Below are 22245 nucleotides of genomic sequence, written 5' to 3'. Positions count from 1 at the left end.
GAGTTGACTCCGTTCAGTCTTCCGCGACAAGATCAAAAAGAAAATCAAATTATTGTCACCAAGAACATAGGTAAAACCGATGAAGGATATTACCCTCCGACAAATCGAGTACTTTCTCGCCATCCTTGACCAAGGTTCCCTCAGCGCTGCGGCCGCCGCATCCAACGTGTCTCAGGCGACAATGTCGGCAGCACTCAGCCAACTGGAGAAGCAGTTGGACGTAACACTTGTTGCCCGCGGGCCAGCGAGACGTGCCCGACCGACAAGCGCCGGCAGGGAGTTCGGAATTCGCGCCAAGTCGATTCTGGCCACAGTCACTGAAGCTGTAGATTCGGTAAGCGAAGACTCTGCCGTCCTGCATGGGCCATTGCGCATCGGCTGCATCCCGACTGCGGCTCCGCGGATGCTTCCTGGAACTGCCTCAAATTTCGGCCGCCGATTTCCCAAGATTGATGTCAGCTTCGTCGAAGCCCACCCGACCACCATTCAGCAGATGATCCTTAGGGGTGAGATAGATCTGGCTGTGATGTATCGCAAGCAGGTTCAGATCGAGGGACTCCAAAAGCACCCATTGTCCGAGGTACAGCTACACGCAGTAGTTGCAGCGGATCATCCTTTGGCGGATCGCAGCGGAGTCGAAATCGCCGAACTCATCGACGACCCGCTAATTCTCCTCGACTCGCCACCAACCGCAGATCTACTCATCGGGCAGATCAGAGGCTTGGGGCACGAGCCGAAGGTCAGATGGCTCCTGCCGAACGCGGAAACAATTCGGTCAATGGTGGCTTGGGGCCTCGGGTTCTCACTGGCCAATGCTGTCCCCCACCCAGAGATCCGGTCGTTTCAGGGCATGCGCGTGAGATATTTGCCTGTGACGAACCCTGAATTCTCGAACACGATTGTGGCAGTGACGATGGCCGAGGCGCGAGTGTCGAAGAAGGTGGCCACCGCGCTGGACGTGCTCAGCCAAGTCGCTGAGGATACCGATCCTTCACGATGGACGGCATGAGGGGAACAGAACTCAGCCATTTCAAACAGCGAGTCCCAACCACACAACACAGTGCACTGCCCCGACAAACCGATGTCTCGATCTGTCGGGGCAGTGCACTGATCATTTCGTTCTGCCCTCCGGACGGCCCCGTCTCCCGGACCGACCCGGTCAGTAATGTCCCGGCGGGTCACTGGCGGGGAATGATTCGTCTTCCCATTCATCGACCATCTTGTCTTCGTGGTCGTGACGGATCTGCGCGGATTCTGACCTTTCAGCGGAACCGTCGGTCGCCTCGGCGGGGGAGGTTGAGGACTCGTCCTGCCCGTTCTCCGGCTGGTGGTTCTCCGACATGGCTGCACCTCCCCTCGGAATTCAGTGCTTGAAGCTGATATCACCATCATGCGCGCTCAATCACCTTTGCGATACTGCAAGACCATGATTTACATGATCCGTTGAGGTCACATTCCCCACGATGACGGCGCGGACTGCATCAGTCTCCCGCTGTCTCGGCGCTCCCGGAGTACCATGAGGGCCACGTACGATCTGACCAAAGCGAGGTGTTGAGACATGAATAATGATCAAGATCAGCAGAACAAGATCGAGAAGATCAACGAGAAGCTCGAAGAGGTGGCTTCGAAGGCCGTCGGTCCGAACGTCTCCTACGGATCCACTCCTGGATATGTCGAAGAGAATCGTGAAGACGAGGCCCAGGCTGCCGCCGAACAGGAAGGCGTGAAGCTCTACCGCAACCCGGACGGCTCGCACGAAGCGGTCGACGAGTCGAAGATCGATCCGGAAGCGGACTCCCACGACTCAAACGGCTGACACTCACACGAACCAAGCACGAAGCCCGGCACCTGTTCGTCCAGGTGCCGGGCTTCACCTCTTAGGAACCAGCCGGAGTGAAGTCCGTGCTGCCAGCGAACTCCGGCCGCGGCTTCGATGCGGCGAACGGTGCGACACACGTGTTCTCCACCGAGTTGTAGACGATGAAGATGTTCGACCTCGAATACGGCGTGACGTTGCCGTTCGAGGCGTGCATGCAGTTGGAGTCGAACATCACCGCACCACCGGCAGGTCCCTCAAGAACATCGATGCCGTAGTCATCGGCGAAGTCAGTCAGCGTCTGCGGATCGGGAGTGCCTGCACCCTGCATGACCAGTGACTTCTTGTAATTGTCCTCCGGGGTGCCGCCGACACAGCTGATGTAGCGCTGGTGCGAACCGGGCATGATCATCAGCGGCCCGTTGAACGAGTAGTTGTCAGTCAGCGACAATGACAGGCTCACTGCACGTGGCTCGGGCATGCCGTCCTCAGCGTGCCAGGTTTCGAAGTCGGAGTGCCAGGAGAACTCCTTGCCGACGAACCCGGGCTTGTAGTTGATGCGGCTCTGGTGGATGTAGACCTCGGAACCCAGCAGCTGCTCCGCGCGGGCGATGACCCGGGGATCATTGGCGATCTTGCGAAAGATCTCATTGCTGCGGTGGATGTCGAAGATCGATCTGACTTCGTTGGACTTCGCCTCGACGATAGTGGCGTCATCGTCCTTGACCTTCGGGTCGTTGGCGAGGCGGTGCAGCTCGGCCCGGAACGCCTCGAGTTCTTCAGGGGTGATGAGCTCGTCGATCGTGAGATAGCCCTTATCGTCGTAGTGCTGCAGCGACTTCGCATCGAGGGGGCCCTGCTCGGCCGAGCCGAAGATGATCGGACCTCTGCGGTCAAGGACTTCAGTGGTCTCCCCGGTGCGAGTGGGGTAGAGATCCGTGGTTGTCGACGGTGAGAGTACTGTCATCGTGCTTCCTTCCTCGGATAGTGCGGAAGCCTCGTCGCTCCGGAACTGATTCTGAGGGGAACGACAGGACCATTCCGCTTGTTCCGCCACCGTAACAAGGGGATGCTCTCGGTGAAAATCGGAGCAGCTTCACCTCTTCACAGGCACCTGTCGTCCAGGCTCGTGAACGTCGACGGGCCGCTTTCCACGAGGTCGAACCAGGGTCCGGTCTGCGGCAGTTCGTGTACGAAGAAGTATCGGGCGGCAGCGATCTTGCCACTCAGCAGCCTCGAGTCACCACGCGAGTGCGCGGCGGCCTCGGCGGCCATGCCCTGTTGCAGCCAGATCCAGGCGATGACCGTGTGCCCGACCGCTTCGAGGTAGGTCCACGCATTCTCCAGCGCATGAACGGGATCACCGGACTTCCACACGGCGGCGGTAGCGGTCTCGATGCGGTCGATGGCTTCCCCCAACGCGGCGGATTCGGCCTTCCACGAGGCCGAAGCGCCCGCCTCGGCGAGGATGGATCTCATCTCCGTCAGAAGCACTGTGAGCCCTTCTCCCCCACGCATGATGACTTTACGGCCCAGGAGATCCTTGGCCTGGATGCCGTGCGTGCCTTCGTGGATCGGGTTGAGTCGATTGTCGCGGAAGAGCTGCTCGACGGCGTGGTCGCGGGTATAGCCGGCCCCGCCGAGGACCTGAATCGCGTGGTCATTGGCTTTCAGACCCCACACGCTTGGCCAGGTCTTCACGATCGGGGTGAGCACGTCGAGGAGGAGGGCTGCGCGTGCGCGGTCGGCCTCGGTGTCTGCGGTATCGGATTCGTCGAGGAGCATGGCAGCGTAGAGGATGAGGCCGAGGCCTCCTTCGACGTAGCTCTTCGAGGACAGGAGCATGCGGCGGACATCGGCGTGTTCGATGATCGGCACCTGCGGGGAATCTTTGCCGCGACCATCGTCTGAGCGACCCTGGCGACGGTCACGGGCGTAGCGCAGTGCGTCGAGGTAACCGTGGTAGCCGAGTGCGACGGCTCCGGCGCCGACGCCGATGCGCGCCGAGTTCATCATGTGGAACATGTAGGACAGGCCCTTGCCGCGCTCCCCGACGAGGTAGCCGATAGCACCGGATGAACCGTGTGGTGTGTGCGTGCCCTCCCCGAAGTTGAGCAGCGTGTTCGTGGTCCCGCGCCAGCCCATCTTGTGGTTGAGGCCTGAGAGCACGACGTCATTGCGCTGCCCGAGGCTGCCGTCGTCGTTGACGAGGTGCTTGGGGACGATGAAGAGGCTGAGCCCCTTGGTTCCAGGCCCGTCGCCGTCGGCCCGGGCGAGGACGAGGTGAACGATGTTCTCGGACAGTTCGTGGTCGCCGCCGGAGATCCACATCTTCGTCCCGTGCACCCGGTAGCTGGCTTCGGTGCCATCTGGGTCGGGAACGGCTCGTGTGGTGACGTCGCCGAGTGAGGAGCCGATTTCGGGCTCGGACAGGCACATGGTGCCGAAGAACCGGCCCTCGATCTCGGGGAAGACGAAGGTCTCAATCTGCTCCTGTGTCCCGTATTCGAGCAGCAGGCTCGCATTGGCCATGGTCAGCATCGGGTAGCTCGATGTCGCGATATTGGCCGATTGGAACCAGGTGAAGCAGGCCGTGGCCACGGTCTGGGGCAGCTGGATGCCACCGACCTTCTCGTCCATGGTCGCCGAGAGCAAGCCGACGTCGGCGAATCGGTCCAGTGCGGTCTTGATCTCGGGGATGAGGGTGACGCTCTCACCGTCGAAGGTCGGTTCGTTGAGATCGGACTTCCTCGCATGCGGTGCGAAGTGCTCCTTTGCCAGTTCCTCACTGGCAGCCAGTACCGAGTCGAAGGTTTCACGGGAGTGCCCGGCAAATCGTTCACGCTCACAGAGCTCGTCGACGCGCAGCCAGTCGTAGAGGAGGAACTCGATGTCTGCTGACGACAGCAGGGAGTCGGTGGAGGCAGGTGGGACAGCATTGTCCAGGTTCTGATCATTCACGAAACTCAGTCTAAACTAATTGATCGTTAAGCAGAGAGAAATTCGATCGCCACTCTCATAGTGGAGGATGCCTCAACCTGCATCCGCTCAATCCCTTAGGCTTTCCAGAACAGTTCATCTTGCTCTCAGAACACCCCGATATTCCCGGAAAGGTCGTCGAGTCATGGCATCCGCTTCAGGCACTCCAACTGCCGAGACAACACCCAAGACTTCGTCGAAATTCGGGCAGGTCCTACGCAACTATCGGTTCCCGCTATTCATCCTCACCGGCGTCGTCATCGGAGCGATCATCGGGCTGATCTTCGGCGAGAAGGCCACGGTCATCAAACCCTTCGGCACCTTGTTCATCAACATGATGTTCACCCTCGTCGTGCCGCTGGTCTTCTTCTCCATCTCCTCGTCGGTGGCGGGCATGTCCTCTGCCACGAGGCTGGGCAAGATCCTGGGCAGCATGCTCGGCATCTTCGCCGTCACCGGCGTCATCGCCTCCATCGTGATGATCGCCGCCCTGTGGATCACCAAGGCCACCGAGGGAGTCCAGGTCGAGATGAACCAACCCCAGGACGTGGAAGAGGTCGGGTCGATCGGCGATGAGCTCGTGTCGACCTTCGTCGTCGATGACTTCTCGAAGATCCTCTCCGCCGAGCACATGCTGGCCCTCATCGTCTTCGCCGTCATCGTCGGCATCGCCACGTCCAAGATCGGTCCGGCAGGCAAACCGTTCGCTCAGTTTCTCCATTCCGGCTCCGAGGTCTTCCTCAAATTCACCTCGATCATCATGTACTACGCCCCGGTCGGCCTGGGTGCCTACTTCGCGGCCCTCATCGGTGAGCTCGGGGCACAGCTGGTCGGCGATTACGTCCGCGCTTTCCTCGTCTACTACCCAGTGGCGATCGGCTACTTCATTCTCGCCTTCACGCTCTATGCATTCCTCGCAGGCGGCCGACGCGGCGTCACCGCGTTCTGGTCGAACATCATCGAACCGACGGCGATCTCTTTGGGCACCTCCTCCTCTGTGGCGGCGATCCCGGCCAATCTGCGAGCCGGAAAACGCATCGGCGTGCCTCGCGATATCCGGGAGACGATCGTTCCGATCGGGGCGACGATCCACATGGAGGGCTCGAGCCTGTCCGCGATCCTCAAGATCGCCTTCCTCTTCGCTGTCTTCGGCCGCGACTTCTTCACCCCCGGCAACATCCTCATCGGCATCGCCGTGGCACTGCTGGCCGGCATGGTCATGGCAGGTATCCCCTCGGGCGGATTCATCGGCGAGCTGATGATCATCACCCTCTACGGCTTCCCCGCCGCGGCCCTGCCCATCATCCAGATCATCGGCACCGTCATCGATCCCCCGGCCACCACCGTCAACGCGGTCGGCGACCAGGCCAGTTCAATGATGGTCGCCCGCGTGCTCGACGGGAAGGACTGGATGGACAGGGCGGATGATTCGGAGATCTTCCCCGCCGAGGTGGCCTCCCCAAGAATTCTTGATCACGATCCTATTTCGACATCTTGCCTAAAAGGTTCCTTGTCGGTGCCCTCATGCGGCTTTTCCACAAGGTTTCATGCGAATATCTCAAAGTTGCGACTCCATCGCAACGTGAAGTTCGCAGAACTGCAACAGTCACTGAGAGTTTTCTCAGGGACCGTTGTTCGTCGCTCACCTGCAATGACGATAATCAGCGGGATCGATGACATATCACTGACGGCCACGCGCACTGACCGTCACAGCAGGAGGCAAGGACGCTATGAACACCACCTTTCGCAATCGAGCAGCAGCACTGTCAGTCGCCGCGATCGCCGGCTTTGCGGGAGTTGCGCTCACCGGCGGATCCGCGCTGGCTGCAACGAACTCCACAGCAGATTCCGGGTCCGGCGCCGAAGTCAATGTTGCCAGCGATGCGCACAGCGATGGCCACCCGAGGAATGCGTCCGGCTACGCGGATGCGCTCGTGAAGGCGTGGGGTGTCGGCTCCGACGAGGAAGTCAATGAATACGCCACACCCGGCGTCGTCGAAGCCTTGTCAGAGCATGGTGACGAGCATGCGGCTTCGTGGGATCGCATTGCCGCTGACGGAGCCGCCGAATCGTCCTCCGTGGTCTACAAGAACAAGGTCACCGGAGAACTTCTGACCTTCGGCGTCGACAATGAAGCCGCGACACATGGCCTGCACCCGGCGGTTCACCACGTTCAGTTCAAGGACCGCACCCAGCCGTCTCACTGAACCAGCCGAAAGCGGGTGGCAAGTACACTCGGGAACCATGGTTGACCTGAACACATTGCCCCGCCGCCGGTACACCAACGGACCCACCGCGCTTGAACATCTCGAGCGCCTGAGCACGCAGTTGGGCGGGCCGCAGATCTGGATCAAACGTGATGACCAGCTGGGTCTGACCCAAGGTGGGAACAAGACTCGTAAGCTCGAGTTCCTCATCGCCGATGCTCTGGCACAAGGGGCTGACACCCTCGTCACCGCGGGCGGGGTGCAGTCCAATCACTGTCGACTCACGCTCTCGGCAGCCAGGCGTGAGGGGCTCGAATGTCACCTGGTCCTCGAAGAGGATCTCGGCTCCGACGGCGCTCCGATCCCAGCAGATGCCGGTGGCAATCCACCGGAGCACACGGGCAATTTTCTGCTCTTCGACCTCCTCGGCGCGGATTCGACCGAGGTTCACCCCAATGGCAGCGACCTCATTGCTCGTGCCACCGAGCTGGCCGGCGAGCTCGAGGCTCAGGGGCGCAATCCCTATGTCATCCCGGTCGGCGGCTCGAACGTCATCGGTGCCCTGGGCTATGTCGATTGTGCACAGGAGCTGCTTGCCCAGTTCGCCGAGGTGGGCCTGGACGTATCGTCGATCGTGGCCCCGAGCGGATCTGCTGGAATGCAGGCCGGACTCGTCGCAGGCCTGCACGCCGCAGGCAGTCTGATTCCCGTGGTCGGTATCAATGTCAGTCGCACGCAGGAGGACCAAGAGCCGAAGATCGTGAACCTCGTCGACGAGGTGGCCTCGTTCCTTCACCTCCCATTAGTCCCCCGCGATCGCAGTCTCGGCCTGGGCGACTACTTCGGCACCGGGTATGCGCTGCCGACGCCGGAGATGGTCGAAGCCGTGCGGCTCTTTGCTCAGACCCAAGGCATCCTGCTTGATCCGGTCTATACAGGGAAAGCCGCGGCCGGCCTCATCGACCTGGTCCGCCAGGGGCGGTTCGAGTCCGATGACAACGTGGTCTTCATTCATTCGGGTGGAGTGCCCGGACTCTATGCTCGCGCCGGAGCATTCGCATAGTCTGGATCCGATGACGAACGTCTTCTCAATTGATCTATTTGCGTGACTCACCTACCTGGAGGAAAACACCATGACAGTCTCGACCGCTGATCTCTGGGACGAACGAGGACCAGAACTGGATTCGATAGCCCTGAACTTCGGTGATTTCGGCGCCAAGGACTCGTTCTCCGGTCCGGCTCGAACCGTGCGATGCTATCAGGACAATGCACTGGCAAAGTCGACACTGTCCCAACCCGGCGACGGTGCCGTGCTCGTCATCGACGGCGGCGGTTCGATCGCGACCGCACTCATGGGTGACATGATCGCCGAGCTCGCCGTGAGCAACGGCTGGGCAGGCGTCGTCATCAACGGAGCCGTCCGTGATCGAGTGGCGCTGTCGTCCATGGGCTTGGGAATCAAAGCCCTGGCCAGCAACCCTCGCAAGAGTTCCAAGACCGGTGAGGGAGAGCTCGATGTGACTGTCGAGATCGGTGGAGCCACAATTCGCCCCGGCGCAATGGTGTTCGCCGATCCTGACGGGGTCGTCGTCGAAAAATAGCCGCCCGCTCACCTTGGAGAGACCCCAGCCGCATACAGAACCATCCGCGTCTCGGCGTTCTCATCGCCCAGGCCGTCATCGCCTCACTGACCTGCGGGCCGAGCGGGGTCAGACACGCGTGCTGTGTCTCAGCGATGCACTGAGTCGAAGTCCTGGTCAGCCGAGTCCCACACCGTATCCGCTTCGACGGCCTCGCCGCTTTCGGTCAGGTCCTTCACCGTGTCGGTGCTGAACATGTATGACCAGGTGCCTTCATCGGTAGTGCCGGTGACCATGAGCATGTCATAGTCGAACTCGGCGTTTCCTGCGCCTTGAACCGCGTCGGCGGTGGCCTTCTTATCGGTGTTCGGCTGTCCGGATGAGGGGAACTCGACGTGCAGGCGGTCGACGTCGCTTGCATGGTCGAAGTCCGGGTTGCTCTCGGACTCACGGTGCACGTTAACCTCATCGATGCTGCTGCGAAGGAAGTCACCGAGCACTTCGGTGCTATCGAAGTCGCTGGTGGGCACCTCGGCGCTCTGTCCGGGCTCGATATCATTCGAGTCGGCCTCTTTGGCGCTGCAGCCGCCGAGCGCAAGGGCAGAAGCCACGGTCAATGTCGAGACGAGATGAGGAACAGACTTCATGGTTCCACTCTATCGATATCCGGCCAGTTCTCTGCACTCCGGGTGCTCCTGAGGCACTGTCGCCGATTGCTCACTCCGAGCAGAATCCCAAGAGCTTTCACAGCCGCCAGAACTATAATGGAGCTACGACATCTGCGTTGAATCGGGGCGAAACATCATGACCGCAGAAGTGAAGAAGTCACACAAATCCACCAATCCGATCAGCCGTCTGGCAAATCGATTCACAAGTGTGAACATCGGTCAGGGAGAGAAGGTCGGCTACACCGAGGACCACTCAGAGGCCCGTCTCCAGCCCATTGCCATGCACGAGGGAGTGAAGCTCTATCTCAATCCCGATGGCTCACATGAGGCTGTTGACGAGTCGAAGGCAGGCGACACCTTCGGCTGACATCGCTCAGGTGAGATCAGACGAGGACTTCGATGAGTCGTGGCCCCGAATCAGCCAGGCCCGCACGGAAGTCGCGATCAAGGTCTTCGATCGACTCGACTCGTGTCGCTGGTACGCCCATGCCGTGGGAGAGTGAGACCCAGTCGATGGCGGGGTTGCCGATGTCGAGCAGAGATTCAGCTTTGGGCCCGAAATCGGGGACGCCGACGTTGGACATCTCATTGCGCAGAATCTGATATTTCCGATTGGCGAAGATGAGGACGACGATGTCGAGCTGCTCCCGCGCGTAAGTCCACAGAGACTGCGGGTTGTACATTCCCGAACCGTCAGATTCTAAGACGATGACCTTCCGGTCGGGACTCGAGACTGCAGCCCCAGCACCGACGGGAAGTGCCCAGCCGATGGATCCGCCGGTGCCGCCGAGGTAGTCGTGGGGTTGTGACCCGGCCGTCTGTGCGTAGAAGTCCCGGCCCGTAGTGATGGATTCGTCGAGGACGATCGCGTTCTCGGGGATGGCTCTCGATAGCCAGGCAGCGAGCTTACCCACATTGATGGATCCACTGGGCATCGGCGCCGGGGCAAAACCGGCCCTGTGGGCGGATCTGACGAGTTCACTGTCAGCCGAAAGCGCAGCGTCGGCCGGGATCGACCTGCGGTTGCTTGGCCCCACACCGACTGCTTCTCGTAGGGCATCGAGTGCTTCCGAGGAGCGAGCACCGATGGGGCTGAGAGTGAAGAAGGTGGTGCCAGGAGCGGTGAGCACGCTTGGCTTGTCAGGGTAGGCGAAGAAGGCCACAGGCGGTTTAGCATCGACGAGGATGACAGCGTCGAAATCCTTCAGCAGCTCCACCGATGGCTCAACAGGGTACGGAATCTTCGTCACCATCGGCCGACCGGCACCTCGTTCGGTCCGTGCGGCAAAGGTCTCTGCCAGCAGAGTCGCACCGGTCGCTTCGGCAATCTGAGCCGCCGCTTCCAGCTGCGCCGAACGCAGGGCCCGCCCGCCGAGGAGGATGGCCGTGCGTGGGCCGGAAGCGCGCAGTCGGACTGCCGCGGCTTCGATCTCGGGCGGATTGGCTGAGGCAGGGGTGAGCGCGATCGCGTTCGGTGGCTGCGTGTACTCATCGGCACTATTCCACGCAGTGTCGGCAGGGAGGATGAGCGAGCTGATCTGTCCTGAAAGGCTGTAGCCGATGGCATCCGCGGCATCTTTGGCGATGGAGTTCGCCGATGGTGATGTGCGCACCCAGTTGCTGAAGGGCCGCAGTGCGCCTTCGATGTCAGAGGTCAGCGGTGCGTCGAGGCTTCGGTGGTAGCCGGCATGATCGCCGATGATGTTGACCATCGAGACCCGGGCACGCAGAGCATTGTGAAGACTGGAGAGACCGTTGGCGGCACCTGGACCCAAATGCAGCAGGGTGGCCGCGGGCTTGTCGAGCATCCGCGAGTAGCCATCGGCAGCCCCCGTGACGACACCCTCGAAGAGACCGAGCACACCGCGGACATGAGGCTGTCGGTCCAGAGCCGCTACGAAGTGCATCTCCGAGGTGCCAGGGTTGGCGAAGCAGACCTCGATTCCGTTGTGACCCAGCGTCTCCAGCAGGCTCTCGGCGCCATTCATGCCATCATCTCCTTTGAAGTCGGCCACGGAGGACTTCGGCATCCGTGATCAGCAGTTCATTCAGTCCTATCACGCCGTACTGATGTGTCGCTCGAGCGTCTGAATCGGAGTCGACCGAAACAGCGCGGGGAATATTCGCCTTGGGTTCTCAGTTGTGCCCCTGTACACTAATAGTTGAAATCTTAATTACATTTCGCCATCGAGGCTCACTTTAAGGACGATGACATGACTGCCACTGACAATGCCACATCCCCCCATGTGCGTCCGGGCGTGAACGACACCACTCTCAACGTCGACACCGGCATGGACGCCGTCACCCTGCGCGTCGGCGACCTCGAGAACATGTCGACCTACTACTCGAATGCCCTTGCCATGGAGCCCATCGAAGAGGTCTCCCGCGGAAACGAGGTCCACCGGGTGCTCGGCCGCGGCGACACTCCGATGGTCAAGCTCGTCTCGACTCCCAACCTGCCCGGAGTCGACCCGGGCCAAGCCGGCCTCTTCCACACCGCCTTCCTCTACGAGGATCAGGCCTCCTTGGCAGCAACGGTCGCCCACGCGGCACAGAACACGAACTCCCGCTTCGTGGGCTCGAGTGATCATCTCGTCAGCGAGGCCTTCTATTTCACCGACCCCGAGGGCAACGGCATCGAACTCTATGTCGACCGCGATCGCTCGCAGTGGCTGCACACTTCCGACGGGGAAGTCCGCATGGACACGATCTACCTCGACCCCAACGACTTCCTCGCCAAGCATCTCGACGACCAGGTCCTGGCCAATACTTCCACGCAGCCCGGCAAAGTCGGACACGTCCACCTGCAGGTCGGCGACGTGCCCACGGCACGCTCCTTCTACGTGGAGGCACTCGGCTTCGAGCCGAGCTTCTCCTCGATGCCAGGAGTCCTCTTCGCCTCGGCCGGCGGCTACCACCACCACGTTGCGATGAATACCTGGAACAGCCAAGGCGCAGGACCACGTGCAGCCAGCCTGGGCCTCGGCGACGTCGCGATCACCGTTCCCGGACGCGAAGACCTCGATGCACTCGCTGCTCGACTGAGCGCACACAAGCTGCAGTTCGCCGACGACGGTCGCTCGGTGCAGGTCTCTGACCCATGGGGAACTCAGATCACTGTCGCCGCCGACAGCAGCTCCGTCGACGAAGCACTGAGGCGGTAACCTGCCAGAGCGAGGCACGTAACACCATCAACGCACAGGCGCCCGGCGCTGTCCTCTCATATCGGAGGGCAGCGCCGGGTGGGTCATTCTGCACATCCGCCTTGTCAGACCCCCGACGCCGACGCCTCCGGGCGAAGATCCAGCCGGCGCAACAGCTGGGCGTTGAGCGCGACGACGATCGTGGAGATCGACATGAGGATCGCGCCCACGCTCATCGGCAGCACGAAGCCGATGGGCGCCAGAATACCGGCAGCGAGCGGGACTGAGATGAGGTTGTAGCCTGCGGCCCACCACAGGTTCTGCTTCATCTTCCTGAACGTCGCCCGTGAGAGTTCGATGACCGACAACACGGACCGGGGATCATCGGAGGCCAGGATGACTCCGGCCGAGCCGATGGCCACATCTGTTCCTGCTCCAATGGCGATGCCGACATCTGCGGCGGCCAAGGCCGGCGCATCATTGACTCCGTCACCGACCATCGCGACCTTACGGCCCTCTCCGTGCAGCTCGGCGACCTTGGCCGCCTTGTCCGCAGGGTGGACCCCGGCGAAGACGCGGTCGATGCCGAGTTCGGCAGCCACGGCCTGGGCAACCGCCTCGGCGTCGCCGGTGATCATGACCACCTGCGCACCACGTCGGTGCAGCGCATCGACGGCTTCGCGAGATTCAGGTCGGATCTCATCGGCGAATTTGAGTGCGCCGATGACGCTTCCATCAACGATGACGTGGAGGATGATGGCACCTTCCCTGCTCCACTGCGCGGTTATCGGGGCTTCGCCCACACCGTGCTCACTGAGCAGATTCGGCCCGCCCACGGCCACCTCGGCGCCATCGATCTGAGCCTTGACCCCGACCGCCGGAGAGGACAAGAAATTCGCGGCCACCGGGACCTCGAGACCACGATTCCGGGCAGCGCGAACGATCGCACGCGCCAAGGGGTGCTCGCTGTCCGTCTCTGCAGCCGCGGCGAGCGCAAGGATCTCATCCTCGGTGCAGTTCTCGGTCGTGACCTCAACCGCGGTGACTGTCGGTTCACCCTTGGTCAGAGTGCCGGTCTTGTCGAAGAGCACCGAATCGATTGTGCGCATCGTCTCCAGCGCCAGCCTGTCCTTGACGAGGACGCCGCCGCGGGCTGCCCGCTCCGTGGCGATGGACACGACGAGCGGGATAGCCAGGCCCAAAGCGTGGGGACAGGCGATGACGAGGACGGTGATAGTGCGCACGACCGCCGAGTCCGGCATACCTACTAGGGACCACACGCTCGCGGTGACCACGGCGACTCCGAGAGCGAACCAGAACAGCCAAGCCGAAGCCTTGTCGGCGATGCGCTGGGCCCGTGATGTCGAGTTCTGTGCCTCGGAGACCAGCTTCTGGATGCCGGCGAGCGCAGTGTCATCACCGGTGGCCGTGATCTCCAGACGTAGTCCGGAGTCGGTGGCGACGGTGCCCGCCACGACGGTATCGCCTTCCGCGCGGCGAACGGTCGTCGATTCTCCCGTGACCATGGACTCGTCCATGCTGGCCGAGCCGTCAATGACCCGACCGTCGGCGGGGACCGCTGCACCAGGGCGGACGACGACAGTGTCGCCGAGTCTGAGGTCGGCTGGATCGACCATCACTGTTTCGCCGTCGACGATCGTCTCTGCCTCGTCGGGCAGCAGCGCTGCCAAACTGTCCAGCGCCGAGGTGGTCTGTGCCAGGGAACGCATCTCCAGCCAGTGCCCGGCCAGCATGATGACGACAAGCAGTGCCAGCTCCCACCAGAAGTCGAGCTCGGCATCGAGGAGACCAAGTGCAGAACCCCAGGAGGAGAGGAATGCGACGGTGATGGCCAGTGCGATGAGGAGCATCATCCCCGGATTGCGATCCCTCAGCTCGCTGAGACCGCCGGTCAGGAACGGCTTGCCGCCCCAGAAATACATGAGCGTGCCCAGTATCGGTGAGAGCCATCGCAGCCAGCCGAGGATGCCGGTCTCCGGAACCGCATAGCCCACGAGGTGGCCGAACATGGGGCTGAAGGCGATGACCGGGATCGCGATGACGAGCATGATCCAGAACAGCCGCCGGAATTGCGCGACATGGTCGCCATGACCCGCGTGGTCAGTGTGGTCAGTGTGATCGCCTTGACCTGCGTGGCTGGCGTGGCTGCTGTCGTGATTCATGTGATCGGCGTGAGCACCATGACTGATGTGGCCATCATGCCCCGCGTGAACGTTGTGATTCTCATGCTCATGCTGTGTACTCATACCGACACCATATACCCCTCGGGGGTATAAAGGAAGGTGTAAGTCGTCACACAGAAGGCCAACCATGGGGCACCCGCCCTCGCACCTCAAGCTGCGGCACACGTTGCATAGTTGCGCATGTATCGGCAATACTTGCTCATGCTGTTCAACTTCGTGTCAGACTCATCCGCTTCGCTGAGAGTCGACTCGGATCAATCCCGGCTCGCTGACCGAGTCGGCCTCACTGCGGAGGATCTCATGGATCTGCAACTCATCGTGGCGCTCATCGCCGGAATCGCGACGATCGTCGTCATCGTCTTAGCGACCCGCCTCGACGCCTTCATCGCGCTTCTCACGGCAGCGGTCGTCACCGGCATCGTCGCCGGCCAGGACCTGCTCTCGCTCATCGACGCCATCACCACCGGTTTCGGCAACACACTGGCCAGCATCGGCATCGTCATCGGCCTGGGCGTCGGAATCGGCAAGATCCTCGAGGTCTCCGGTGCCGCGGACTCACTGGCCCGTGCCTTCCTGAGCGCTTTCGGCAAGGGCCGCGAGCCTTGGGCCATGGGCACAGTGGGTTCACTCGTGTCCATCCCCGTCTTCTGCGACTCCGGCTACGTCATCATGAACCCGCTGGCCCGCTCGATCGCCCGCGTCAAGCGCGGCGGCTACGTCACCCTCGCTCTCGCCCTGGGCTGCGGCATGACGCTGACCCACCATATGGTCCCACCGACCCCAGGACCGCTTGCCGCGACAGGCATCCTCGGCGCCGACATCGGTGCCGTCATCCTCACCGGCGTCATCTTCACCGTCTTCCTCCTCCCGGTCGTCGTCATCTACGCCCGTTGGATCGGACCAAAGCTCGAACCCGTGCTCAACGCAACGGTCAAGCACGATGTATACGGCTCGGTCACGACCACCTCGGCGGAAGGACATGCCACAGGCGAGACACGCGAAAGCGGCAGCGAGGATGCCGGCCACGGCGGAGTTGCCACCGCGACTGATGACAACGCGGACGCCGCAGGCTCTGGTGACGACGCGGACACCGTCAACAGCGAAACCGGTTCGACGAAGAAGCCCGGAGCCTTCCTCGGATTCCTCCCGCTCATCGTTCCCCTGCTGCTCATCGTCGCCAACACCGTGTCGACGGCCATCGACAAGAGCAATCAGGGTGAACTCTCCGGCGACGCCTACGAGCCTTCGTCCTGGGTCGCCCCGCTGGCGTTCCTCGGCAACCCGGTCATCGCGCTGATGATCGGCCTCGTCCTCGCCGTCTACACCTTGCTGCCCCGCGTGACCTCTCGCAATAAGGTGCAGAACTGGCTGGCCGATGCAGCTGCCTCGGCGGGTCTCATCCTGCTCATCACCGGTGCCGGTGGAGCCTTCGGCATGGTGCTCACCGAGTCGGGCGTCGGTGATGCCCTGGCCGAGGCGATCGCCTCGATCAGCCTGCCGGCCTTCCTCGTGCCCTTCCTCATCGCCTCCCTGGTGCGCATCGCACAGGGATCCGGCACGGTCGCGATGATCACCGCGGCCTCGGTCACCGCCCCACTCATCGCCCCGCTGGGTCTGAGCCCACTGGTCGCGGTCATGGCCTGCACCGCCGGCTCGATGGTCTTCTCCTACTTCAACGATTCCTACTTCTGGGTCGTCACCCGCTTCACCGGCCTCGACGGCATCAACGCCATCAAGGGCTGGTCGGGCATCACCACCGCCGTGTGGGCCGGTTCCATTCCGCTGCTGTTCGTGCTCGACTTGATCGTATGAGCCAGCGCAGCCCTCGTATTCTCATCGTCGCCGACGACCTCACCGGCGGCAACGCCTGCGGTGCTCTCTTCGCCGAGGCGGGTCTGCGGACCATCACCGTGACCGGGACGAGTCGGTCCGAGACGGTCAACCTCGATGACCTCCTCGACGACTACGACGCAGTCGTGCTCAACGCCGACTCCCGGCATCTGCCGCCGGAGAAGGCCGCCGAGCTCACCGAATCGCTGATCGGCATCACCAGCAACATAGACCTCGTTGCCTGCCGCATCGACACAACGCTGCGAGGCAATGTCGGCCCTTCTGCCCAGGCGGCGCTCAACGCTCGCAGAAGGGCAGCCGAAGCGGCCGCTGGACGCGGAGGACAGAAGAAGCGGGTCATGGGTCTCTGCGTTCCTGCGTTTCCCACAGCGGGTCGAACCACCGTCCAGGGCCAACAGCTGCTTGAGGGCCGACTGCTCGAGCACACTGAACTCAAACACGATGTCCGCTCCCCTATGCACACGTCCGATGTCGACGCGATCCTGCGAACCGGCACCGATCTCGATGCTCACCTCATCGAGATCTCGACGGTGCTGTCCGGGCACTGGGCGATTCGGTCCGAGGTCCTCGATGCGATCTCCAATGGGGCTGACATCATCATCGCCGATGCCCTGACTGAGGACCACGTCAGACTTGTCGGATCTGTCGTCGCTTCGGTCACGAGAGAAATTGCAGAAGACACCACCGGGGCGGACAGCTTCGGCGCCCGAGCACGGGCCGGTCTGCACAACGGCGAGATCCTCGACTGGGTGACCGTCGACCCCGGTCCCGGCAGCCTCGCCCTCGCACTGTCCCTGCTGCCGACTCGTCCCGCCGGTGCCATCCTCGGAATCTCGGGATCGGCCACTGAGGTGACACGAGCCCAGCTGGCCAAGCTCGCCGAGGATCCGACGATCGCCTTGATCCGCACCATCCTCGATGAGGAGAACCTCCCCGATGTCGACGCCACGCTCAAACGGGTCGAGGAGGTCACCTCGGCGCGGGCGATCATCATCGCCACCGTACTCGAGCCCGGTGATCTGCTCGATCTCAGCAATGAGCAATCGGAGGTGACGACGAAGCGACTGGCCATGATTGCGGCCGCTGTCATGAGCTCCCTCGTGATCACTGGTCTCTATACGACTGGAGGCGATGTCACGGCCATGGTGATGAGAGCCGTGGGCGCAGTCGGCATGGAGATCGAGAAGGAGATCGTCCCACTGGCCGTGGGCGGTCGCCTCGTCGGAGGAAGCGCAGACGGTCTGCCGATCGTGACGAAAGGCGGACTCATCGGGGACTCGGGTACGGCTGCCAAGTGCCTCGACTACCTCATGGCGACCTCTCGCGTCGGACAAGGATGACATTTCACAGATGAAACCACACAAGGAGACTGACATGACCGCACCCGTACTCGCCATGACCGTGGGCGACCCTGTGGGCATCGGCCCCGAGATCACCGCGACCGTGCTCGCCGAATTCTCCGGCCGCGAGGACCAACACGGTGTCGCAGTAGCCGATCTGGCCGTGATGAAACGCGCCGTCGACGTCCTGGGACTCGACGTGGAACTGAGAACCATCACCGACTGGTCGACACCCGCTCCAGGGCAGGGCGTCATCGACGTCTTCGACATCGGCGTGCTCGGCGATGATCTGCCGGAATGGGGCGTCGTAGATGCTCGCGCAGGTCAGGCCGCAGTGACCGCGATCGAGGTCGCCACAAAGGCCGCGATGAATCGTGAGATCGCCGGCATCGTCACCGGCCCCATCAACAAGGAAGCCGTGTGGAAGTCCGGGTCGAAGCACCTGGGCCACACGGAGATGCTCGGCGAGCTCACCGGCGTGACCAAGCAGGACACGATGTTCGTCGTCGAGAACACGAAGGTCCCCGAACACAAGCTGCAGATCTTCTTCGCCACCCGCCACATGTCGCTGCGCAAGGCCATCGACGCGCTGACGATCGACACCCAGGTCGATTCCATCGAACGAGCCCACCGGGCCCTGCAGCTCTACGGTGTGGCCTCGCCGAGGCTGGCCGTCGCCGCGCTCAATCCGCACGGTGGTGAGAATGGTGCCTTCGGTGACGAGGAGATCGAGATTCTGCGTCCCGCCGTTGAGCGCGTCGTCGACTCCGGTCTCGAGGTGACCGGTCCGATTCCAGCGGACTCGGTCTTCCACCAGGGCTTGTCCGGCCGCTTCGACGGAATCCTCTCCCAGTACCACGACCAGGGTCACATCGCCTCGAAGACCTTCGACTTCGACGGCACGATCTCCGTGACCGTGGGCCTGCCGATCCTGCGCACCTCGGTCGATCACGGCACGGCCTTCGACATCGCTGGTCAGGGCATCGCCGATGCCGGCACCATGCGCTCGGCCTACACTGCAGCGATCGGCTACGCACCGTTCGTCGACGGCATCCGCGCCGAATACCTGCCCAAGTAGGATTTTCACCATGGCGATTCGCACGGGCACACAGAAACGCCGCGAGGACATCCTGTCTCTGCTCAAGACCGGTTCGTGGACAATCTCCCGGCTGGCCGACGAGCTGGAGACCTCAGAGTCGACGATCCGTCGCGACCTGCGCGAGATGTCGGAGACCGGGGAGGTCATTCGCACCATCGGCGGAGCCACTGCCGCCGGCTATGTCGAACCTCCGCTGGGTCAGCGGATGGAGGCCAACGCCGAGGCCAAGGATGCGATTGCCGCGGCCGCGATGAACCACCTCGGCGAGGGGACTGTGCGCACGGTTTTCCTCGACGCGGGGTCGACGACGGTGCGTTTGGCCGAGCGCATCCGCGATCGTCGTGATCTCACCATCATCACGCGCGGGCTCGAGATTGCGCTGGCTCTTGCCCACCCCATGGGACCGAAGGTCATCATGGTCGGCGGTGAGGTCTCGACGATGTCCCATGGGACGACGGGTGCGCTGAGCGACCATGCGCTCAGCCGACTCCACGTCGATGCCGCCTTCCTCGGTGCCGACGCGGTGGATCCTGCCAAGGGACTCGGCGAGCCGACCCTCGACGAGGCCCGGACGAAGGAGCTCATCGCCGAACGCGCCCGGCACGTCGTTGTCCTCGCGGACAGCTCGAAGGCCAGACGCGATGTGGCTGCATGGGCGCCCCTGCCCGAGGGGTGGATCTGGATCAACGAGCTCGGAGTGCATGGCCGGAATCAAAGCTGAACATTGCGCAGAGGGGGTCACCTCCTGGCTCATTCCATGGTCAGCACCAGTTTGCCAGTCGTCGCGTTGGTCTCGCCTGCCTCATGAGCTTTCGCGGCATCGGTCAGTGCGAACGTGTCTGCGATCGTAGCCCGCAGCTGTCCGGTCTCGACAAGAGCAGCGATTTCGAGCATGCCCGCCTGATCGGCTTCGACAAGGATGGTCTCACCCCTGACTCCCAGGGCCTCGGCCTCCTCGAAGAGGCCCTTGGCCGGGACAGGAACCGTCGACACCATGATTCCACCTGGCTTGAGAGTCCGAAGAGAACGCAGCTGGTAGTCACCGCCGATGGTGTCAAAGGCGATGTCGATATCGCGAGCCGCCTCGACGAAGTCCTCCTCGCGATAGTCGATCATCTCGTCAGCACCCAGGCCGCGGACGAAATCGTGCTTCGGCGCACTCGCTGTTCCGATCACATAGGCTCCACGCGCCTTTGCGATCTGCACCGCCACGTGCCCCACTCCGCCGGCCGCGGCATGGACGAGAACCCGGTCGCCCGCAGCGATCTTCGCAGTGTCGACCAGGGACTGCCACGCGGTCAGCGCCACGAGTGGGATGGCTCCCGCCTGCACATGGTCGACGGTGCCCGGCTTCGGTACGAAGGCTCGTGTCGGACCCGCCGCGTATTCGGCGTGCGCACCGACGCCGAAGGGATAGGGCAACATCCCGAAGACCTCATCGCCGGGCTTGAAGAGAGTCACTCCGACACCTACCTGTTCAACGACCCCTGACACGTCCCAGCCGAGGACGAATGGTGGGTCGGGGAGGAAGCGGGGGCCGCTGCGGTGCTTCCAATCCGTGGGATTCACGCCTGAGGCTTTGACCTCGATGAGGATCTGGCTGGGCCCCGGTTTCGGCTTGGGCAGCTCCACCTGGTGAAGAACCTCGGGTCCACCGAATTCGGTCTGACTCATGGCCTTCATCATCGCTGTGTCTGTGTGGGCACTCCTGTTTGCGTCAGTCATATCCTCATCATGTCCGATGCCGAAGATCGATACCAGTGCATCGGGGTGCTCAGGCCCATTCAGGTGCTGGCGCAATGTCGAAACGGGTGCATGTCCACGGCTGGCTTCCCTCTTCGGGCTAGGATTCCAACAAGGCTGCCTCGTCCTGCAAGAGGCGTTCCCGACGAGGAAGACGAGAACATGACTGACCGAAAACCGATCGCTCAGACCATCACTGGCTTTTCAATACACTGAGCGAGCTTCACAGCTCTACATGTCAGTTGCGACTGTTCAGGACGGGAAGACCCCGATCACCCTGTGTGAGAACAAGAGCAGATACGACTCGGTGAAGAAGATCAATGATGAAGCGGTCGACGTCATCACACCTGTAGGCGGCACCAATGAAGATTTCGCCGAGGACAACTTCCCCGATGCCAACGACATCAAGTGGGACGACAACAACACGATCTTCGACCAGATCATCGCTGGAGACGCAGACGTCATGGTCACGGATGCACCGGAGACGAAATGGGTCGCGCACACCGAGAAGGAACTGTGCGCAGTCAATCCCGGCAAGCCGTTGTCCTTCAGCGAGCAGGGCTACGCCGTGCGCCTCGGCGACGGGGAAATGCTCCAGTACGTGAACACTTGGCTGCATATCGCCAAGAACGACGGAACGTATGACAAGGCCGAAGAATCGTGGTTCGGTTAGGCCGACATTCCGTCGGCTTCAGGCCCCGTCAGGTGCCAGCACGATGTCGAAGCGCGCCCGCGACCAGGTCTGGCCTGCCAGGTCACGACCGTCCGGAGTGGGGGTGTCCGCGGATTGCTGTTCGAAGTTCTTGATGAGTGACTCTTTGACCCCGAAGACGGTGTCCGAGGTCAGCAGCTCATCGCCCTCGACGAAGATGTGGGTGACAAGCGTGCGCATCTGGGGTGCGGTGACCATGAAGTGCAGGTGGCTGGCCCGCATCGGCGAGCGCCCTGTGTCGGCAAGCAACTGACCGACCGGTCCGTCGTCTGGAATCGAGTACGGCGTCGGAGTCAGGCCCCAGAAGCGGAACGAACCGTCCTCCTCCGCGAACAGGTGTGCCCGTCCATAGACCCGGTCGTCGTCGTGTTGGACGTCGTAGAGTCCTTCCTCGTCGGCCTCCCACACCTCGATGCGGGCGCCGGGAATCGGATTGTCCTCGGTGTCGCGAACGACCCCTTCGACCCAGCTGGGCTGGCCTGCCCCTCCCCCGGCGATGTCGCCACCATTGTCGATCAGTGGTGCGTCGTCGACGAAGAAGGGACCGAAGACAGTCGCCTCGGTGGCGTTCTTGTATGGCTGATTGCTCACATTGATCGTCTGCATGGAGGCGCCGAGGACGTCGGAGAGGAGGATGAACTCCTGTCGCTGGTCATCCGTGATGTCCCCGACCTTCGTGAGGAACTCGATCGTGGCGGTCCATTCGGCCTCGGTCAGACGCACGTCCCTGATGAAGCCGTGCAGGTGCTTGACCAGGGAGGTCATGAGCTGGGTGAGTCGTTCGTCGGTGCAGCCTGCGAACGAGGCCGTCACCGTGTCGATGAGCCTCTCTTCCACTTCGGCCGGGGTGAGCCCCTGGGCTCCGCTGGCTGGTGTGGTGTCATTGTCGTTCGTCATGGTGTG

General features: G+C 62.3%; 21 protein-coding genes. 13 read left to right on the top strand and 8 right to left on the bottom strand.

The features are described from left to right. The first annotated feature begins 79 nt into the window (after positions 1 to 79). Complete coding sequence (locus FO013_RS03105) at positions 80 to 1009, top strand: LysR family transcriptional regulator (protein ID WP_143921118.1); 930 nt, start codon at positions 80 to 82, stop codon at positions 1007 to 1009. 150 nt (positions 1010 to 1159) lie between these two features. Here FO013_RS03105 and FO013_RS03100 read toward each other — a convergent pair whose 3' ends face one another. Then, complete coding sequence (locus tag FO013_RS03100) at positions 1160 to 1342, bottom strand: hypothetical protein (RefSeq protein ID WP_143921117.1); 183 nt, start codon at positions 1340 to 1342, stop codon at positions 1160 to 1162. Positions 1343 to 1558: 216 nt separating this feature from the next. On the opposite strand from FO013_RS03100, the gene FO013_RS03095 reads away from it, so the two are divergent. Then, positions 1559 to 1816 carry a hypothetical protein gene (locus tag FO013_RS03095; RefSeq protein WP_143921116.1) on the top strand — a complete coding sequence of 86 codons (258 nt, stop codon included), beginning with the start codon at positions 1559 to 1561 and terminating at the stop codon, positions 1814 to 1816. 61 nt (positions 1817 to 1877) lie between these two features. Here the strand turns inward: FO013_RS03095 and thpD are convergent, their stop codons facing one another. Continuing rightward, positions 1878 to 2783 (bottom strand): ectoine hydroxylase, encoded by a 906-nt coding sequence (gene thpD, locus FO013_RS03090; RefSeq protein ID WP_143921115.1) that lies wholly within the window; start codon positions 2781 to 2783, stop codon positions 1878 to 1880. Between the two features lie 137 nt (positions 2784 to 2920). Beyond that, on the bottom strand, positions 2921 to 4777 hold the full coding sequence (locus FO013_RS03085) for an acyl-CoA dehydrogenase family protein (RefSeq protein ID WP_260847960.1): 1857 nt from the start codon (positions 4775 to 4777) through the stop codon (positions 2921 to 2923). 163 nt (positions 4778 to 4940) lie between these two features. Here FO013_RS03085 and FO013_RS03080 point away from each other — a divergent pair, with 163 nt between their 5' ends. The 4 genes from FO013_RS03080 (at position 4941) to rraA (ending at position 8603) form a co-directional block, all read left to right on the top strand. Next, complete coding sequence (locus tag FO013_RS03080) at positions 4941 to 6770, top strand: dicarboxylate/amino acid:cation symporter (protein ID WP_260847957.1); 1830 nt, start codon at positions 4941 to 4943, stop codon at positions 6768 to 6770. Then, positions 6730 to 7002 (top strand): hypothetical protein, encoded by a 273-nt coding sequence (locus FO013_RS03075; RefSeq protein WP_143921114.1) that lies wholly within the window; start codon positions 6730 to 6732, stop codon positions 7000 to 7002. Before FO013_RS03080 ends, FO013_RS03075 begins: the two co-directional genes overlap by 41 nt. A gap of 37 nt (positions 7003 to 7039) precedes the next feature. Continuing rightward, positions 7040 to 8065 carry a D-cysteine desulfhydrase family protein gene (locus FO013_RS03070; RefSeq protein ID WP_143921113.1) on the top strand — a complete coding sequence of 342 codons (1026 nt, stop codon included), beginning with the start codon at positions 7040 to 7042 and terminating at the stop codon, positions 8063 to 8065. Positions 8066 to 8135: 70 nt separating this feature from the next. Then, positions 8136 to 8603: a ribonuclease E activity regulator RraA gene (rraA, locus tag FO013_RS03065; protein WP_143921112.1), complete on the top strand. Its 468-nt coding sequence runs from the start codon at positions 8136 to 8138 to the stop codon at positions 8601 to 8603. 128 nt (positions 8604 to 8731) lie between these two features. On the opposite strand, the gene FO013_RS03060 is transcribed toward rraA, so the two are convergent. Then, positions 8732 to 9229, bottom strand: coding sequence for a hypothetical protein (locus FO013_RS03060; protein ID WP_143921111.1), 498 nt, complete (start codon positions 9227 to 9229; stop codon positions 8732 to 8734). A gap of 157 nt (positions 9230 to 9386) precedes the next feature. Here FO013_RS03060 and FO013_RS03055 point away from each other — a divergent pair, with 157 nt between their 5' ends. Further along, complete coding sequence (locus FO013_RS03055; RefSeq protein WP_143921110.1) at positions 9387 to 9617, top strand: hypothetical protein; 231 nt, start codon at positions 9387 to 9389, stop codon at positions 9615 to 9617. A gap of 16 nt (positions 9618 to 9633) precedes the next feature. Here FO013_RS03055 and FO013_RS03050 read toward each other — a convergent pair whose 3' ends face one another. Beyond that, the gene (locus tag FO013_RS03050) at positions 9634 to 11238 is read right to left on the bottom strand and encodes an acetolactate synthase large subunit (protein ID WP_143921109.1); all 1605 of its coding nucleotides are present in this window, start codon (positions 11236 to 11238) and stop codon (positions 9634 to 9636) included. A gap of 225 nt (positions 11239 to 11463) precedes the next feature. Here FO013_RS03050 and FO013_RS03045 point away from each other — a divergent pair, with 225 nt between their 5' ends. Continuing rightward, positions 11464 to 12414 (top strand): VOC family protein, encoded by a 951-nt coding sequence (locus FO013_RS03045; protein ID WP_143921108.1) that lies wholly within the window; start codon positions 11464 to 11466, stop codon positions 12412 to 12414. Between the two features lie 104 nt (positions 12415 to 12518). Here FO013_RS03045 and FO013_RS03040 read toward each other — a convergent pair whose 3' ends face one another. Then, positions 12519 to 14660, bottom strand: a complete 2142-nt coding sequence (locus FO013_RS03040) for a heavy metal translocating P-type ATPase (RefSeq protein WP_143921107.1) — start codon at positions 14658 to 14660, stop codon at positions 12519 to 12521. A gap of 237 nt (positions 14661 to 14897) precedes the next feature. Between FO013_RS03040 and FO013_RS03035 the strand changes: the two genes are divergently transcribed. Genes FO013_RS03035 through FO013_RS03020 form a run of 4 tightly spaced genes read left to right on the top strand, consistent with a single transcriptional unit; the run spans position 14898 to position 19608 of the window. Further along, positions 14898 to 16409, top strand: a complete 1512-nt coding sequence (locus FO013_RS03035) for a GntP family permease (RefSeq protein ID WP_143921106.1) — start codon at positions 14898 to 14900, stop codon at positions 16407 to 16409. Next, entirely contained in the window at positions 16406 to 17788 is a 1383-nt protein-coding gene (locus FO013_RS03030) for a four-carbon acid sugar kinase family protein (RefSeq protein WP_143921105.1), read from the top strand. Before FO013_RS03035 ends, FO013_RS03030 begins: the two co-directional genes overlap by 4 nt. A 34-nt stretch (positions 17789 to 17822) precedes the next feature. Beyond that, positions 17823 to 18866: a 4-hydroxythreonine-4-phosphate dehydrogenase PdxA gene (pdxA, locus tag FO013_RS03025; protein WP_186292972.1), complete on the top strand. Its 1044-nt coding sequence runs from the start codon at positions 17823 to 17825 to the stop codon at positions 18864 to 18866. Positions 18867 to 18876: 10 nt separating this feature from the next. Continuing rightward, complete coding sequence (locus FO013_RS03020; protein ID WP_143921104.1) at positions 18877 to 19608, top strand: DeoR/GlpR family DNA-binding transcription regulator; 732 nt, start codon at positions 18877 to 18879, stop codon at positions 19606 to 19608. 29 nt (positions 19609 to 19637) lie between these two features. On the opposite strand, the gene FO013_RS03015 is transcribed toward FO013_RS03020, so the two are convergent. Next, positions 19638 to 20612: an NADP-dependent oxidoreductase gene (locus tag FO013_RS03015; protein ID WP_222103567.1), complete on the bottom strand. Its 975-nt coding sequence runs from the start codon at positions 20610 to 20612 to the stop codon at positions 19638 to 19640. A gap of 253 nt (positions 20613 to 20865) precedes the next feature. Between FO013_RS03015 and FO013_RS03010 the strand changes: the two genes are divergently transcribed. Further along, positions 20866 to 21303, top strand: coding sequence for a type 2 periplasmic-binding domain-containing protein (locus FO013_RS03010; RefSeq protein WP_143921103.1), 438 nt, complete (start codon positions 20866 to 20868; stop codon positions 21301 to 21303). An 18-nt stretch (positions 21304 to 21321) separates the two neighbouring features. Here FO013_RS03010 and FO013_RS03005 read toward each other — a convergent pair whose 3' ends face one another. Beyond that, positions 21322 to 22239 (bottom strand): dioxygenase family protein, encoded by a 918-nt coding sequence (locus FO013_RS03005; protein WP_143921102.1) that lies wholly within the window; start codon positions 22237 to 22239, stop codon positions 21322 to 21324. Between the last annotated feature and the right edge of the window lie 6 nt (positions 22240 to 22245).

Source organism: Brevibacterium aurantiacum (assembly GCF_007558825.1).
Lineage (GTDB): Bacteria > Actinomycetota > Actinomycetes > Actinomycetales > Brevibacteriaceae > Brevibacterium > Brevibacterium aurantiacum_A.
Note: the sequence above shows the minus strand (reverse complement) of the source record. Positions and strands in the feature narration are given on the sequence as shown.